We start from the raw sequence: 17349 nt of genomic DNA, 5'->3' as shown, positions 1-17349 counted from the left end.
CAAAACTACAAAAAGTAATTCTAAAGCTATTACCATTCCAACAGAATGATAATGAATTGACTGTGCCAAATAACCCCTCTCTATATAGAAAGTAATTATTTGTATTGGTCACTCAGCTCATTGAAATCATTGCGTTACCGAAGTAACTGCTATTACCTAAGTAATAACGTTTTGATATTCATCAACGAGTGCCCACACAGATTGATAGGTTTAAATTGTTAAAGAGCTTTACTTGTTGAGCGTTCCTTTCAGTAAGGAGCCTCTCGAAGTGGACGGCCATTCTAGCGAATTGGGTTCCAGTGTCAAACACTTTTTCCAGCTATTTTTTCAAAGCATCTTAAATGCTTAGTTCCGTCTTGTTACTCAGTTCAAACCGCTTGGTTATCCTTGGCAACGGAGGCGCATTATAGAGAGAATAATCCTTTGCACAAGGCCAAAAACGAAAAAAAGCCGCCACTGGCGACCGTTCGAACACTATTCACACAAAGCGTTCAAAATAGGTACGATTACGCCTTAATTTTAGCTAATCGTACCTACCGTTCGTGCTTTAACTATTGGTGAGCAATAATTCTGTCGTTATTTACTAATAGTTGTACTTTTTTCTCTGGGTTTATTTTTCCAGCCAGTATCGCTTTCGCTAGCGGGTTCTCAACACTCTGTTGAATCGCTCTTTTCAACGGTCGTGCACCATATACCGGGTCGAAGCCAACTTGAGAAATCAGCTTAAGCGCTTTTTCCGACACTTCAAGTTCATAACCGTTATCTTCCATACGCTTTTTAAGATGCTCAAGCTGGATAGAAGCAATAGATTGAATGTGTTCTTGGCCTAGTGGGTGGAACACAACACTTTCATCAACACGGTTTAAAAACTCCGGACGGAAATGCTTACCTACGACTTCCATCACCTCATTCTTTATTCCTTGATAGTCGAGTGTGTTGAAGTTCTCTTGGATTCTTGAAGAGCCAAGGTTAGATGTCATGATCACTACCGTGTTTCTGAAGTCGACCGTGCGCCCCTGACCATCGGTTAAGCGACCGTCATCAAGAACCTGCAACAAGATATTGAAAACATCCGGGTGCGCTTTCTCTACTTCATCCAACAAAATCACTGAATAAGGCTTGCGACGCACAGCTTCTGTTAAGTAACCACCTTCTTCATACCCAACATAACCTGGAGGCGCGCCGACCAAACGAGCGACTGAATGCTTCTCCATGAATTCAGACATGTCGATACGAACCATCGCATCATCGCTATCAAACATAAAGTTAGCGAGTGTTTTACAAAGTTCGGTTTTACCAACCCCGGTAGGCCCAAGGAATAGGAAGGAACCAATAGGCTTATTCGGATCAGACAAACCTGCGCGGCTACGACGAATCGCGTTCGAAACCACTTCCACCGCCTCTGCTTGACCGATGACACGTTTATGCAGAACACCTTCCATTTTAAGAAGCTTCTCTTTCTCCGCTTCTAACATTTTGGAAACTGGGATACCCGTTTGCTTAGATAGCACGTCTGCAATTTCTGCGTCGGTAACCTTATTACGTAATAAGGTCATTTCTTGCATTTCAGCTTGAGTCGCGAGATCTAGCTGCTTCTCTAATTCAGGGATTCGGCCATATTGCAATTCAGACATTCGGTTAAGATCACCAGCACGTCTTGCAAAATCCATATCCATACGAGCTTGTTCTAACTCTGACTTGATATGTTGTGTGCCAGACAATGCCGCTTTCTCTGCATTCCAAACTTCTTCAAGCTCTGCAAAATCTCTTTCTTTATCTGAAAGCTCTGCTTGTAATGTACGAAGACGTTTTTCACTGGCTTCGTCATTTTCGTTAGTCAGAGCTTGCTGCTCGATCTTCAATTGAATGATCTTGCGTTCAAGCTTATCCAGAGATTCAGGTTTTGAATCGATCTGCATACGGATGCTTGAAGCCGCTTCATCAATCAGGTCAATCGCTTTGTCTGGTAATTGACGATCAGAAACGTATCGATGAGATAACGTTGCCGCAGCCACGATTGCTGGGTCAGTAATTTCAACATGATGGTGAAGTTCGTAGCGCTCTTTCAGGCCACGAAGGATTGCTACCGTGTCTTCAACTGTTGGCTCATCGACCAGTACTTTCTGGAATCGACGCTCCAATGCAGGGTCTTTCTCTATATATTGGCGATATTCATCAAGGGTTGTCGCGCCTACACAATGTAATTCACCACGAGCCAATGCTGGTTTAAGCATGTTACCCGCATCCATAGAGCCTTCACCTTTACCAGCACCGACCATGGTGTGAATTTCATCGATAAAGAGAATGATATTGCCTTCTTCTTTAGACAATTCATTAAGAACCGATTTCAAGCGCTCTTCAAATTCACCACGATATTTAGCGCCCGCAACTAAAGAGCCCATATCTAACGAAAGCACACGTCGGCCTCTTAAACCTTCTGGTACTTCATTATTGATAATGCGTTGAGCCAAACCTTCCACAATCGCGGTTTTACCAACACCAGGTTCGCCAATAATGACAGGATTGTTCTTGGTACGACGCTGAAGTACTTGGATAGTGCGACGAATTTCATCATCTCGGCCAATCACAGGATCGAGTTTGCCTTGCTCTGCTCTTTCAGTCAGATCAATGGTGAACTTCTCTAATGCTTGGCGTCTGTCTTCAGCATTTGGGTCATCGACCTTCTGACCACCGCGAACTTGCTCAATAGCTTGAGATAATTTTTGCTCAGTAAGACCAAGCTCCTTAAGCAAGTTGCCTAAAGGACCTTTGTCTTCAATCGCAGCAAGTAGGAAGACTTCTGAAGATATGTAACTGTCTTGGCGCTTTTGCGCGACCTTATCACATAGGTTGAATAACGTGCCCATTGCATTCGACAGCTGAACATCACCACCGATACCACTTACTTTTGGTACACGATCTAATATTTCGCTTAGCTTTGAACGCAATTGAACCACATCAATATTCAACATGGTCAGCAATGGGCGAATTGCACTGCCATCTTGATTAAGCAAAGACACCATTAGGTGTACAGGTTCTATATATTGGTGATCACGACCTAATGCGAGCGACTGAGCATCAGATATCGCAATTTGGAATTTACTAGTGAATCGATCGAGACGCATGCCAACCTTCCTACTCTTAGATATGTTTATCTTATGGTTAGAAGATGGATACGGTAACGCAGATTTTCAAGGGATAAGAATGAAGAATAGAGCTTATCTAAAAATATAAATGAGCTGGATGAGTAGTTGCACTAGTTAGAGGTTAGTCTAACCAAATAAAAGTAGCCTGACGCCCAGTGATGCCATCGCGGCGATAGGAATAGAAAGCGTCTGAATCTGCGTATGTACATAGATTCGAGTCTGTCACTTGTGACACGCCCACTTTCGCGAGTCTTTGTGTTGCAAGTTGAGACATGTTCGCTAGCCATTTTCCTGGTTCAGCTTTGGCTTGAAATGCTGATTGAGCTTGAGGGTCAAAATTAACAAAAGCTTCTAGCACGTCATCACCAACCTCAAACGCATCTTTACCAATAGCAGGACCAAGCCAAGCCATAATTTGGTTATCTGAATCGAGGTTTGAAAACTTTGCGACTGCATTTTCAAGAATACCACCAGCAAGACCACGCCAACCTGCATGAACAGCAGCGACTTGAATGCCTTTGGTATCAGTAAGAATGACTGGCAAACAATCAGCTGTCATTGCAGAACAGACAACACCCGTGGCCGTGGTAAATGCACCATCAGCATCGAGAATATCCGTCGTTGGCTCTAAAACCGTAACAACATCCGTTGAGTGAGTTTGATTTAACCAGACTGGTGAAACAGGCATATTCGCTTGTTGCTTAAGCCATACTCGGTTTTTTTCAACAAGCGAAGCATCATCCCCAACATGCGTACCTAGGTTTAACCCTTGATACGCACCCATTGAAAAGCCCTCGAAACGTGTCGAAGCAAATGCCTTCACGTTTTTAGGCGCATTCCAGTTAGGGATGATCATTGACATGATTAAATGTCGTCTTCTAGATTTTCGCGAGCATCAACACGTAACGCTTCAGCCATCACAACCATGTCATTTGGTACTGGAGCGTGGAACTCAACTTCTTCACCTGTAATTGGGTGAACAAATTTAAGCATAACCGCGTGCAGTGCCTGACGGTCAAAAGAACGAATCATTGTCGTTAGTTCTTCAGATGCACCTTTTGGAATGCGTGCACGACCACCGTACGCCACATCACCTAGCAGCGGGTGCTGAAGGTATGACATGTGAACACGGATTTGGTGAGTACGGCCTGTTTCTAGACGCAGACGAATACGCGTATGTTCGCGGAAGTGCTCAGCAACACGGTAGTGAGTTACCGCAGGCTTACCAACTTCATTTACCGCCATTAACGTACGCTTAGTTGCGTGACGGCTAATGCCTTTTTCTACCACACCACCAGCAGTCATTTTACCGATGGCAATCGCTTCGTATTCACGAGTAATGCGACGCTTAGCCAGTGCACGTACAAGACGAGTTTGAGCTGGAACCGTTTTAGCGACAACCATAAGACCGGTTGTATCTTTATCAAGACGGTGCACAATACCTGCACGAGGTACTTCAGCAATTTGTGGGTAGTGGTGCAGTAACGCGTTTAGCACGGTTCCATCCGGCGTACCTGCTCCAGGGTGAACAACAAAATCGCGAGGCTTGTTGATAACCAATAAGTCGTCATCTTCGTAGACAATGTCTAGAGGAATGTCTTGTGCTTCCCAGCGCTCTTCATCTGCAAGTTCAGCTTGCAAGATGATCTCTTCACCGCCCATAACCTTAACGCGCGGCTTAGTGATAACTTCGCCATCCACTTGGATTTTGCCGTCGAGAAGCCACTCTTTAATACGAGAGCGAGAAAAATCGGTAAATAGTTCAGCGACAGCTTGGTCTAAACGTTGACCTAACTGGCTGCTTTTTACTGTGTCTGTTAATGTGATCTGCTGAGCCATATCGAACTTTTTTAAAAACCGTGAGACTAATACCCATTAGTATGGATAAAATAGAATAATTGCATCATTGTATCTGTTACTGGTTAGAAAGTAACGGAAGCTTACGAAATATTTAATTCAAGGAATCGACGCCTGACATGAAACACCTTACTTTATCGGGTCTATTAGCCGTATCACTCTTGGTTGGCTGTTCAAGTAGTGAAGAGATAGTGCCAGATGTACCACCATCGGTTCTCTACTCTGACGCTCAAGAATCACTGCAGAGCGGTAGCTGGCTTTCTGCAATCGAAAAGCTAGAAGCCCTAGACTCTCGTTACCCATTCGGCGCCTATTCTGAGCAAGTACAGCTCGATCTGATTTACGCTTACTATAAAAATGATGACTTGGCTCTTGGCCTTGCGACCATTTCACGATTCCTGCGTTTAAACCCAACTCATGAGAAACAAGACTGGGTTCTTTACATGCGCGGCCTAACGCACATGGCACAAGATCGAAACTTCATGCACGATATTTTTAATATCGATCGTAGTGACCGAGATCCAGAGCCAGTGAAGCTTGCTTTTGCTGACTTCAAGCGACTACTTGAGCGTTTCCCAGCAAGCCCTTACGCGGAAGATGCACAAAAACGTATGTTCGCACTGAAGAACCGCCTAGCGGAATACGACTTAGCAACAGCGGATTTCTACTTACGCCGTGAAGCTTGGATTGCTGCAGTTAACAGAACTCAAGAACTGCAAAAGACTTACCCTGACACCATTGCAGCGCGTAAATCTTTGAAAATACAGCTCGAAGCCTACAAACAACTGGGCCTAGAAGACGCAGTTTCAAGAACAGAAAAGTTGATTGAGTTAAACCCACTCCCTTAATCAACAATTTACATATCAATCAAAAAAGCGCGCTAATTAACTAGCGCGCTTTTTTTCAACTGGATTTCGCAACTTGATGAATCGCACAATACACGGTATCTTCAATAAATAACTGTTAACAAAACATCAACATGGAGTGTGGATGTGAGTAGGTTGTTATTACTTATCGGGATCGTGCTATTTAGCCAATTTTCCCACGCATTAGAACTGTCCCCATTGAGCAATAAGCCATACATGGGCGACTTAGATGTACTCAAAACCAAAGGAACGGTTAGAGTGCTGGTTTCTGCTGATCTTGGCTTCTACTACATAGAAGATGGAAAGCCAAAAGGTATCGTGGCAGAAATGCTCTACCACTTTGAGAAAAGCCTTCGCAAGAAACACCCTTACCTCAATGTTCAAATCATCCCTGTACAGCGAGATGATCTGCTTCCCTCTTTACAGTCTGGTTATGGTGATGTCGCCGTAGCTAACCTGACGATCACCGATAAACGATTAGAAAGCATCGATTTCTCAGATCCTATGATTAAAGATGGTAAAGAACTCATTATCACCGGGAAGAAGTCAGCGCCTATCACTGAAATCAAGCAGTTGAGCGGTAAGGAAGTTTGGATACGCGCGAGCTCAAGCTACTTCGAGAGTGTGCAAAGGGTGAATAAAGAGCTCAACGAATTAGGTTTACCACCACTGCATGTCCACTTTATCGAAGAATCACTGCAAGACTATGAGCTGATAGAGTTGGTTAACCAAGGCTACATACAAGGCACAATCCTAGATAGCCATAAAGCTAAACTGTGGATCGATGTAATGGAAAACATTCAGGTTCATAACGACTTACCGTTACGTGAGAATGGCCGTATTGCGTGGGCTCTGAGAAAAGACAGCCCAATCCTCAAAGCAGAGATCAATAAATACGTTAAGAAAGCTCGTACTGGGACCTTATTGGGGAACGTGATTTACCAGAAGTACATCGACAACACCCGTTGGTTAGGGCGAGCCCTCAACCCAAATAAAGTAGACAGAGTCGCTAAATTGGCGGATGTCTTTGAGAAATACTCTAGCAAATACGAATTTGACCCTTTAATGATGTCGGCTCAGGGCTTTCAAGAGTCAGGGCTTGATCAGAGCCAAGTCTCTCACCGTGGTGCCATTGGTGTGATGCAGGTATTGCCTAGCACAGCTCGAGATAAAAACGTCAACATCAAGAATATCCATAAAGTAGACAACAATATCCACGCAGGCGTGAAGTACATGCGCTTTATCAAGGACCGCTATTTTAGTGACGTGGCGATTTCCCCCGACAACCAGATCTACTTCACCTTGGCCGCTTATAATGCAGGTCCAGCCAAAATCAGAAAGATGAGACAACTGGCCAAGAAACAAGGCTATAACCCCAACATCTGGTTCAAGAATGTCGAAATCATCACTCGTAAATATGTCAGTAAAGAGCCTGTAACCTATGTTGCTAATATCAACCGTTACTTTGTTATCTACAAACAGCTAGCGGCGATTAATGCTACTCGAGAAAACGGAACCGCGAGACTACTGCAAACCAACGATTAACGCCTATTGGCACTATTAACCATAACAACAAGCGCTTGAGAACGGACTAAAAACACAAAAGCCGCATAAGAAAACTTATGCGGCTTTTGCTTATAAAATTCGTAGAGGTCTTGAGTGTGATTCCGATCACGAAAGCGTATTGAGTAAATTTTCATCAAGCACTTTCAATAAGCTGTAAGACGCCCCTAAAAACCGTTTTAATTTTTAGCGAAGCCTTGCCTCCAAGTTATCGTTTTTCATAGGGATAACAAGCATTTTTCGACAAAAAGATACCAAGACTTGCGTGAGATCACATTTGATTTTAATGATCATGACACCCGACCAAAACAAGATCTAGATCACATTCTTTATTCCTAAAAGTCGTAATCTGAAGTTAACCCATGAGGGATACAACAGAGGAAAACTTCTATGAAAATGAACATCACTGGTAAAAACATCGACATTACCTCTGCAATCCGTGATCACATAGAAAGCAAATTTAAGAAGCTGGATAAATGGCAAGTAGACATCATTGGCTGCCAAGCGAGCTTTAGTGAAGAACCAAACAAGAAGAAGAAATTTGAAGCGGTACTAACCGTACCAAAAGGCCAACTTGTTGCTTCATCAATCCATGACGACCTCTACGTTGCCATCAACGAAGTAGAACAAAAACTAGAGCGTCAACTCAACAAGCTGCGTCATAAACCAGAAGCGCGCCGCGCTGAAAAGCCTGAAATCGAAGAGCTAGAAGCTGAAGTAGAATAAGGAAAGATAACAGATTAAAAAATAGCGCCTCAGGGCGCTATTTTTTTGCTTGACGCTCGTAGCTCGCTTGCTTATTGTGTTTAAACATTCATAAAACAATCACTTTTTATGCACACTCAATTTTTGTTTATTTTTGACTTCTTTTTTCTTCCGTAAATCGGAGGCTAAGTCGTTTTAGAAAAACAAGTCAAAAACGAACAAGAAGCCTCCCACACTAGGGAGGCTTTTTTATAAGGACACATTTATGACTGACCGCTCAATTTCACTGGATGATATCCGCCTTCGTCTTAATGACTTAGACGACGAACTACTGAACCTACTTTCAGAGCGTCGCAAGCTAAGTATCGAAGTTGCGAAAAGCAAGGTAGAAACATCAAAGCCAGTTCGTGATGCAGTAAGAGAACAACAACTATTAGTAAAGCTGATCAACAACGGCAAAGATAAATACGAACTTGATGCGCAGTACATTACTAAGCTGTTTCACACCATCATCGAAGATTCTGTTTTACTGCAACAGTCATATTTACAAAACCTAGCGAATCCGCAAAGCCGCAAGCCATTGGCTCGTGTTGCATTCTTAGGCTCTAAGGGATCTTATTCTCACCTTGCGAGTCGAGAATACTTCAGCCGCAAGAATATGGAATTGATTGAGCTAAACTGTAATCACTTCAAGGAAGTCGCCTCTACGGTAGAATCTGGCCATGCTGATTACGGTGTACTGCCTATTGAGAACACCAGCTCAGGTTCGATTAACGAAGTCTACGACCTACTACAACACACAACGCTTTACATCGTTGGCGAGCTTTCTCAACCAATCGAACACTGCCTAGTGGCGAAAAGTGATATCCGATTAGAAGACATCAAAACACTTTACTCGCATCCACAACCACATCAACAATGCAGTGAGTTCTTGAGCCGCCTCAAAGGTGTGACTCTTGAATCTTGCGCAAGCACAGCCGACGCAATGAAAAAGGTTAAAGAGCTGGACGGTGATGATGTTGCAGCAATTGGTAATGCATCTAGCGGCAAGCTTTACGGACTTCAGCCAATTCAAGGCAACATTGCAAACCAGACAGAAAACCACACACGTTTCATCGTGGTCGCTCGTAAGCCTGTTGAAGTATCGACTCAGATCCCTGCGAAAACGACACTGATCATGTCAACTTCTCAAGAGGCAGGTTCTTTGGTAGAAACACTACTGATTCTGCAACGCTTGGGTATAAACATGACTAAGCTAGAGTCTCGTCCTATCATGGGCAACCCATGGGAAGAGATGTTTTATGTCGATCTAGAAGCCCACCTAGATTCAGACAATATGCAGCAAGCAATCACTGAATTAACAGCGATTACTCGTCATCTGAAGGTTCTGGGCTGCTACCCAAGTGAAAACATCAAAGCCACGCAAGTTAAGTTGTCATAACTTTGAACGAGTCTGAATTTTAGCTTCACGAGCATTTGGCCTACAGTAGGCCAAATGCTTTATTCATTAGCTAGTAAATACAATTCGAACCAAAAACAGTTAACCTAACACGCCTTAGACACAATTTATTTGTTTCGCAGACCCTGCATATGTACCGACCACTATCGTTTTATGGCCTTCTACAATAAAACTCACTAGTGCCTTTTTTATCAATTAAGACAAAACCTTACTCCCTTCACAGGAAATCACCGAACATCGTCTAAAAAATAGCGAGCTCCACGCAAGTAACATAAACTGACGCGCTAAAATTTATAAACAATGTTGTGAATAGCCATGAAGCTAAGTACGAAAATATTACTTCTGATTGCCCCTGTAATACTGATCAGTACGGCGACTTCTAGCTATATCATCTACTCCACGCAAAAAAGCAGCTTCATAAAACGTGAAGACAATGCACTGCAGTTAAGCATGGAAAAGCTAGCTGGTTACTTTCGTCAGTCTCGATCTTTCCTAAACAGTTACTCTTATACCCTCACCAAAAGTGACATGGTTAAGAACTACTTTATGGTTGATGATAATCCAAACCGTGAGCTTGAGCTGATTGATAACCTCCACGAGACGATTCAACTACTGCAAGATGGCGACGACAGCTTTACAGGGCTTGCCCTACTCGATGGCGATCGAACCCTCAGCTATTACGCTGAAAATAATAGTGATCCTTTCGCAAAGATGGATCCTAAAGTGTTGGAATTCATCGACCATCAATATCAAGAAACCTTAGCCACTTCGAGCACCAACTACATACAAAACTCCGAAGGCGAAGGGATGTTGGTTCACTATGAGGTGCTTGATAAAAAAACGGTTTCGACACCCATAAGCTATCAACTCAACAATGTGTTTTTTGTGGTGGTGTCAGTCTCTCTCGATAAATTTAATTCACTGCGGAAACAGATAGAGTTCGACTACCAAACCAGTTTGTTCTTTACCCCAGCACCAGTCACTTTAGGGCATGAATTAACCCAAACCGTAAAACTTGCACCAGAGCTTTACGCCACTCTCGATCCCGCACAGTTCTTGTTAGACAACAAACTCAAATCTATCTGGAATGAACTCAGCCTGTCTTTTGCTTTATCTGCATTTGTTTCAGTTACCTTGCTACTGATTCTTCTGTCTCGTTGTGTAATAAGCCCAATCACACGTTTAGACAAACAACTTCAGCAAGTAGAAAAGAAACAGAGAAAGAACATTGAACGTTTGGGGACGAATGATGAGTTAGGCCGTTTATCACAACGCTTTTACGATATGTACCAAGAGTTGGATAACACCTATCAGCAGACGAAGGTGTTGGCAGAAAACGACCAACTAACCAAGATTGCCAACCGACGTCAATTCCAATCATTCGTTGAACAATCTCTGCCTAAACCGAATTCAAATACCTATACCTGGGTGCTTTATCTCGACTTAGATAACTTCAAATTTGTGAACGACAAATATGGTCATCAGATCGGTGATTCGATTCTGGTGTCCTTCGCCCAGCGCATCACGGACATTTGTGCTCTTTATCAAGATAAGTACCGTGCTCACTGCATGCCTGCACGTTTGTCTGGCGATGAATTTGTTGTTTATATCAATGCGCCTGTTCATTCGGGTAACATGGCACATGATTTCTCTGAAAAACTATTAGAGCCGCTGCAAAAAGGGTTTATTACCGAGTCGGGTAGCTTTCCGATCACCGTCAGCATTGGCATCGCGACCTACCCGAATGATGGGTACTCGATCGAAAAGCTATTATCGAATGCCGATACTGCGATGTATCAAGCAAAGCGTGCTGGTAAGAACCAGTTTGCGGATTACTCGCTAGACTTAGACAAAACAATTCAACGGCAAGCCAGCATCGAGCAAGCGTTAAGAGAGAAGAACTTTGATGAAGAGTTTAAGCTTGTTTACATGCCTTATATGGACTCAAGTGGCCGTGAGGTTATTGGCGTAGAGGTACTACTGCGTTGGGAATCAAGTCATCTTGGATTGGTTCCGCCGAATGAGTTTATTCCGATAGCCGAACAAACCGGTTTATTTGAGCTTGTCGACCGCTGGGTGATTAAGAATGCATTCGCCTCGTTTCATCAACTGCAGGCTCAATTTGATCACTCCATTCAATTATCAATCAACTTGTCTTCAGCTGGGATAGAAACCACGCACCTCGCTGAATTTATTGACCAACATGCTGGGATTCAAAACATCCCACCAAGTTTGATTGATTTTGAGATCACCGAAACTTTCTATTCAAACTCACAAGGTTTCCCGCTGCTCAACGAACTGTCTCGAATGGGCTACCGATTAGCAATTGATGATTTTGGTTCGGGCTACACATCCATAACCCAGTTGGTTGAGTACCCAACCCAGAAAATTAAATTGGATAAAGGCTTTTTAGAGACCTTGATCGAAACAGACAATCAGAACATAGTTAAACCCGTGATAGAGCTGTGTCATGCACAGGGCAAAACCGTTACAGCTGAAGGCATCGAAACTAAAGAGATGCACAAATGGTTACAAGACGCCCAGTGTGACATGTTGCAAGGCTATTACTTTGGTAAACCTATGCCACTGCAAGATCTCAACAAATGGTATCGATCGCATCAACTTCGCTTTAATCAGCTTCGATTTAATCAACAACAAGAAGAATCCAATACATGAAGAACGTCATCATTGCTTCGCTAAACCCTGCAAAAATAAATGCTGTTAAAAGTGCGTTTCAGTCAGCTTTCCCAGATACAGATTTTGAGTTCACTGGCGTCAGTGTGCCAAGTGGCGTAGCAGATCAACCGATGAGCAATGATGAAACCTATCAAGGTGCTGTGAACCGTGTGCATAACGCTACTAAAGCGCAGCCTAATTCTGATTTTTATGTTGGTCTAGAGGCTGGAATAGAAAGAAATGTTACCTTTGCATGGATGGTGATTGAATCTAACGGGCAACGAGGCGAATCACGTTCAGCAAGTTTGATGTTGCCACCAGCCGTGCTTGAAAAGCTAGAGCATGCAAACGAGCTGGGAGATGTAATGGATGAAGTGTTTGGTACTGACAATATCAAACAGAAAAGCGGTGCGATTGGCTTACTGACACATAACCAACTGTCTCGCAGCTCGGTGTATCACCAAGCTTTAATCTTAGCGCTGATCCCATTTGTGAATCCTGAGCACTTTCCTATTTAGTGTGTAGCTAGAGCTCAAGAGCACATGAAATGAATGAGCTGAAATGGATGCTCACAAACAAAAAAACGCTAACAATCAGTTAGCGTTTTTTTATCGAATTCTTACTCTCACAACTTAGTGACTATTTGAGCAGCAGATCCGCAATCACGGCTTTCTCTTGTTCCGATTTTGCTTTTAGCTCATTCGAGCCTCGAGTAATTGTCGCAACACCTACTCCTAGCATTTGGCTTACCTGTCTTTGAGACATCTCGCCTTTCATCAACTCACAAAAGATATTAATTCGTGCAACCAGAGCATCTCGCTCATCGGGTGTCATCATCATAGTCAACAACAGTTCATGCTGATCTTTTTCGACAGCCGTCTTTACCAAATCCATTAGTTGTTGCCAATTATCATATTCAGGTTGTGATGCCATATCTCTACACTTACTTTTAAATTCTGACTTTAAAGAGTCGCTTAACGATTGAAAGCGTTTAACACTTTATACCGCAACACTTGCTGCAATCCAATGTAAAAAGGCAGTAAGTGGAAATGGTTCGCACTCACTGCCTTTAATATTTACTCAGTTTCGGACCAAGCGCCGAGAGCTTAATATTTCGTTTTTGCCTCATGAGGCGCTAAAAACGTGCCCTTCTCACCTAAGATATCTCGATAGTAAGTCTCAAACATCAAGATGTTCTGAACATAGCCACGTGTCTCTTTGAATGGGATCATTTCAATAAAGGCATACGCATCAAGCTTTTCGTCACTGCGAGAACGCCACTGCTTCACACGGCTTGGTCCTGCGTTGTATGCAGCAAAAGCAAAAATACGGTTGTTGTCATATTGAGAAAGCAAGCCATCTAAGTAGTGGCTACCAATCTCTATGTTCTTACCGACATCATAAAGATCATCACTACCCTTGTACTTAATCTGATGCTTGTTAGCTGTGTATTGCGCCGTCTTCGGCATAATTTGCATGATGCCGCGTGCGCCAACAGGAGAGCGAGCTTCCGAATCCATCGCACTCTCTTGTCTTGCTAAAGACATCAAGGTGATTGGGTCGATATCGTGCTTTTCAGCATAGAAATTAAACCACCATTTATGAGCAACAGGGAAACGTAATGCAATGTTATCCCACATTTTCGCTGAGATACTCGCGGTCACCGTAAAGTGATTCCATCGTTGTGTCGCAGCGTGGGCAGCAAGCATCGCCTTTTGGTCTTTGTCTGCATTGGTTAATAACCAACGCCACTCACTCTTCGCAGCCGCAATTTTATCTCGGTCAATCAGCTCACCAATACGACCTAAAGAAGTATCGAACGGCTTCACCATTTCAGCATTATATTTAAGAGTCGATGTTGGGTATTGAACTGGCTTTCCTAATTGCTTCGCTGCAGCCACACTGTAGAAATTACGTTGCCCCAAAATATCTGACAATCGCTTGTTACCTACCGCGGTATCACCCAGCGCAATTTCTGCTCTGCCCTGCCAATACTGCCAGCGAAGCGAAGCTTGGTGCTTGTCATCCAAGCGCGCGATCCACTGTTGTAGACCAGTCCAATCGGCATGTTGGATCGCTAAACGAGCACGTCGCTCAAGCAACACTTGCTTTGATGAGCTCGCGAGCATTTTGTCTCGCCACACCATCAACTCTTCAGAATCGGTGTTAATCAAACGGAACGTTAGATAATCCGCAAGTTCTTGAGATTTCTCTTTCGAAAACTTCTGAGCCTTGATGACATCATCAAACACCGCTTGAGCACTGCTTGATGACTTCCTTGCTAGCTTCTCGAAACCAAACTCGGTTTGAGCTTGATAGAATTCATTAGCAGGATGTTTCTTAGCAAATGCGAGCACGTTTTCAGGCTTGTTGTACAACGCCTTCATCTGCTTAGCTTGAGCAATTGACTCATCATGATCCAATTGCTTGATCAGGTAGCTCATCAGCTTGCCGTTACGGCCTTCAAACGCCAATAACATTCTATCTAGGATGAGTTCATCCGTTCTTAAACCAGCTTGATCCCAGCTCTTAAACAGAGGGTCACAGGCATCATCAACACCACTACCGCTCAACCAAAGCTGTTTCGCCCCTTTAAAAGCGAGCTCTTTGTTACCTTGCTCGTAATGCGCTCGATAATAGATGCATTGATATTTTTCACCGACAGGCTCTTTGGTTTGAAACTCAAGGATGGTCTTCCACTGCTTTTGAGAAGCCAATGAATCCAGATAAGGTGCGCGCATTCGATTAGAAAATGGCAGTGCCTTATTCTCTTCAATAAAAGCATCGACCTCAGCAGGAGTGCGATTACCCAAGCCAATTAAAAAGGCTCGATAATCGGTGTAAGGTGTTAAAGGGTATGTTTGAATTTTGTTACGCAGCGCGGAGTAGGCTTTTAGATCACGGTTGTCTAAAACCTCTTGCGCTCTATCATAAACATCACGCTGCATTTCAAGCTCGGAGGCGTTGCTAGCCATAGCCATCGGAGCCAGTGAAAATGAAGACAAAATTGCTGATGCAGCCACAGCAATTTTCGTATTACCAATGCGGAAAAACATTCGCTCTTTCCTTAGTGCGTGTATGAATACGTGAAGTCTATTTACGCCCGACATCACATCAAATGTAAAGAGTTTGAGTGTAAATATTATTAATATTTAACACTTCGCCTCAGAAGCTCATTAAATATAGTTTTAATGACCAATGTGACAATAATAGGTAAGGATTAGTTCAAGAATGGCTTTTCTGACCTAGGAGTAACATCTTTGGGGATATTGGTATAAAATAGCAGACAATTTTGAACAATAATTAGGATCGATCGGCAATGGCTGAATACGTATATACCATGTCTCGGGTGAGCAAAACTGTTCCACCTAAGCGTCAAATTCTTAAAGACATTTCTCTTAGCTTTTTTCCTGGCGCTAAAATCGGTGTTTTGGGTCTAAATGGTTCAGGTAAATCTACCCTACTACGTATCATGGCTGGTATTGATACTGATATTGATGGTGAAGCTCGTGCACAGCAAGGCCTTAAAGTAGGTTACCTACCGCAAGAGCCTGTACTAGACGAATCAAAAACAGTGCGTGAAATCGTAGAAGAAGCGGTTTCTGATGTTGCTGACGCACTTAAGCGTATCGACGCAGTTTACGCAGCTTACGCAGAACCAGATGCTGACTTCGATGCACTTGCTAAAGAGCAAGGCGAGCTAGAAGCACTGATTCAAGCAAAAGACGGTCACAACCTAGAAACAGCTCTAGAGCGTGCTGCTGATGCACTTCGTCTTCCTGAGTGGGATGCAAAAATTGAATTCCTATCTGGTGGTGAGCGTCGTCGTGTTGCTATCTGTCGTCTACTTCTTGAAAAGCCAGACATGCTGCTTCTTGATGAGCCAACCAACCACTTAGATGCTGAATCAGTAGCATGGCTTGAGCACTTCCTAGTTGATTACAGTGGTACTGTTGTGGCAATTACCCACGACCGTTACTTCCTAGACAACGCAGCTGGCTGGATCCTAGAACTTGACCGTGGTGAAGGTATCCCATGGGAAGGCAACTACACATCTTGGCTAGAACAGAAAGACGAGCGTCTTAAGCAAGAAAAAGCGGGCGAAAGCGCACGTCAAAAGACTATCGAGAAAGAGCTTGAATGGGTTCGTCAAAACCCTAAAGGCCGTCAAGCTAAGTCTAAAGCTCGTATGGCTCGTTTTGAAGAACTGACTACTGGTCAATACCAGAAGCGTAACGAAACCAACGAACTGTTCATCCCGCCAGGTGAGCGTCTAGGTGACAAAGTTCTTGAAGTGAACAACCTAACTAAATCGTTTGGTGATCGCGTTCTTATCGACGACCTATCGTTCAGCATGCCTAAGGGTGCAATCGTAGGTATCGTTGGTGCCAACGGTGCAGGTAAATCAACACTATTCAAGATGCTAAGCGGCGCAGAACAGCCAGATTCAGGTACAGTTGAACTAGGCGAAACCGTTAAGCTTGCTTCTGTTGATCAGTTCCGTGACAGCATGGACGACACGAAGACAGTATTCCAAGAGATCTCTGAAGGCGCTGATATCATTAAGATCAACAACTTCGAAATCCCTGCACGTGCATACTGTTCTCGTTTCAACTTTAAAGGCAATGACCAACAGAAGATCATCGGTGAGCTTTCTGGTGGTGAACGTAACCGTGTTCACTTAGCGAAACTGCTAAAAGCGGGCGGTAACGTACTACTACTCGATGAACCTACCAATGATCTTGACGTTGAAACTCTACGTGCTCTTGAAGAAGCACTGCTTGAGTTCCCTGGTTGTGCAATGGTTATCTCGCATGACCGTTGGTTCCTAGACCGTATTGCGACCCATATCTTAGACTACCGTGATGAAGGTCAAGTTAACTTCTACGAAGGTAACTATACTGAGTACACTGAGTGGCTGAAGCAGACTCTGGGCGCTCAAGCGGCAGAACCGCACCGCATCAAGTACAAGCGTATATCTAAGTAAATTAGCTTGTATTCTGAACAAAGGCCGCGATAATAGCGGCCTTTGATATATCTGGCTTACTATTTACCTATTGATATAGAGATATTACCT

Annotated in this window: 11 protein-coding genes, 1 pseudogene and 1 other annotated feature; of the genes and pseudogenes, 7 read left to right on the top strand and 5 right to left on the bottom strand. The window is 43.5% G+C overall.

Features of this window, described 5'->3' with window-relative positions; genetic code table 11:
- Positions 1-551: 551 nt before the first annotated feature.
- The 3 genes from clpB to rluD form a co-directional block, all read right to left on the bottom strand.
- Complete coding sequence (gene clpB, locus FLM53_RS10795) at positions 552-3125, bottom strand: ATP-dependent chaperone ClpB (protein WP_176682032.1); 2574 nt, start codon at positions 3123-3125, stop codon at positions 552-554.
- Between the two features lie 142 nt (positions 3126-3267).
- Positions 3268-4008, bottom strand: a complete 741-nt coding sequence (gene pgeF, locus FLM53_RS10790; RefSeq protein ID WP_176682031.1) for a peptidoglycan editing factor PgeF — start codon at positions 4006-4008, stop codon at positions 3268-3270.
- 2 nt (positions 4009-4010) lie between these two features.
- The gene (gene rluD / locus FLM53_RS10785; protein WP_017629774.1) at positions 4011-4985 is read right to left on the bottom strand and encodes a 23S rRNA pseudouridine(1911/1915/1917) synthase RluD; all 975 of its coding nucleotides are present in this window, start codon (positions 4983-4985) and stop codon (positions 4011-4013) included.
- A 137-nt stretch (positions 4986-5122) separates the two neighbouring features.
- Between rluD and bamD the strand changes: the two genes are divergently transcribed.
- The 6 genes and pseudogenes from bamD to yjjX all read left to right on the top strand — a co-directional run bounded on the left by bamD (position 5123) and on the right by yjjX (position 12790).
- Positions 5123-5851 (top strand): outer membrane protein assembly factor BamD, encoded by a 729-nt coding sequence (gene bamD / locus FLM53_RS10780; RefSeq protein WP_176682030.1) that lies wholly within the window; start codon positions 5123-5125, stop codon positions 5849-5851.
- Between the two features lie 138 nt (positions 5852-5989).
- Positions 5990-7414 (top strand): lytic transglycosylase F, encoded by a 1425-nt coding sequence (locus tag FLM53_RS10775; RefSeq protein ID WP_366942679.1) that lies wholly within the window; start codon positions 5990-5992, stop codon positions 7412-7414.
- Between the two features lie 408 nt (positions 7415-7822).
- Positions 7823-8158: a ribosome hibernation-promoting factor, HPF/YfiA family gene (gene hpf, locus FLM53_RS10770; protein WP_004735034.1), complete on the top strand. Its 336-nt coding sequence runs from the start codon at positions 7823-7825 to the stop codon at positions 8156-8158.
- Positions 8159-8268: 110 nt separating this feature from the next.
- Positions 8269-8390, top strand: a sequence feature (Phe leader region).
- A 12-nt stretch (positions 8391-8402) separates the two neighbouring features.
- Complete coding sequence (gene pheA / locus FLM53_RS10765; RefSeq protein ID WP_176682029.1) at positions 8403-9578, top strand: prephenate dehydratase; 1176 nt, start codon at positions 8403-8405, stop codon at positions 9576-9578.
- A 333-nt stretch (positions 9579-9911) separates the two neighbouring features.
- A pseudogene (locus FLM53_RS10760) lies at positions 9912-12321 on the top strand (putative bifunctional diguanylate cyclase/phosphodiesterase).
- Positions 12269-12790, top strand: a complete 522-nt coding sequence (yjjX, locus tag FLM53_RS10755) for an inosine/xanthosine triphosphatase (RefSeq protein ID WP_176682027.1) — start codon at positions 12269-12271, stop codon at positions 12788-12790. Before FLM53_RS10760 ends, yjjX begins: the two are co-directional and overlap by 53 nt.
- Positions 12791-12911: 121 nt before the next feature.
- Here yjjX and trpR read toward each other — a convergent pair whose 3' ends face one another.
- Positions 12912-13205: a trp operon repressor gene (trpR, locus tag FLM53_RS10750; protein ID WP_004739494.1), complete on the bottom strand. Its 294-nt coding sequence runs from the start codon at positions 13203-13205 to the stop codon at positions 12912-12914.
- A 173-nt stretch (positions 13206-13378) separates the two neighbouring features.
- Positions 13379-15328 carry a transglycosylase SLT domain-containing protein gene (locus tag FLM53_RS10745; protein ID WP_176682026.1) on the bottom strand — a complete coding sequence of 650 codons (1950 nt, stop codon included), beginning with the start codon at positions 15326-15328 and terminating at the stop codon, positions 13379-13381.
- A gap of 263 nt (positions 15329-15591) precedes the next feature.
- On the opposite strand from FLM53_RS10745, the gene ettA reads away from it, so the two are divergent.
- Positions 15592-17259, top strand: coding sequence for an energy-dependent translational throttle protein EttA (gene ettA / locus FLM53_RS10740; RefSeq protein ID WP_017629779.1), 1668 nt, complete (start codon positions 15592-15594; stop codon positions 17257-17259).
- The last annotated feature ends 90 nt before the right edge of the window (positions 17260-17349 follow it).

Source organism: Vibrio sp. Scap24, from assembly GCF_013394185.1.
Lineage (GTDB): Bacteria > Pseudomonadota > Gammaproteobacteria > Enterobacterales > Vibrionaceae > Vibrio > Vibrio pomeroyi.
This window is presented reverse-complemented; position numbering and strand designations above follow the sequence as displayed.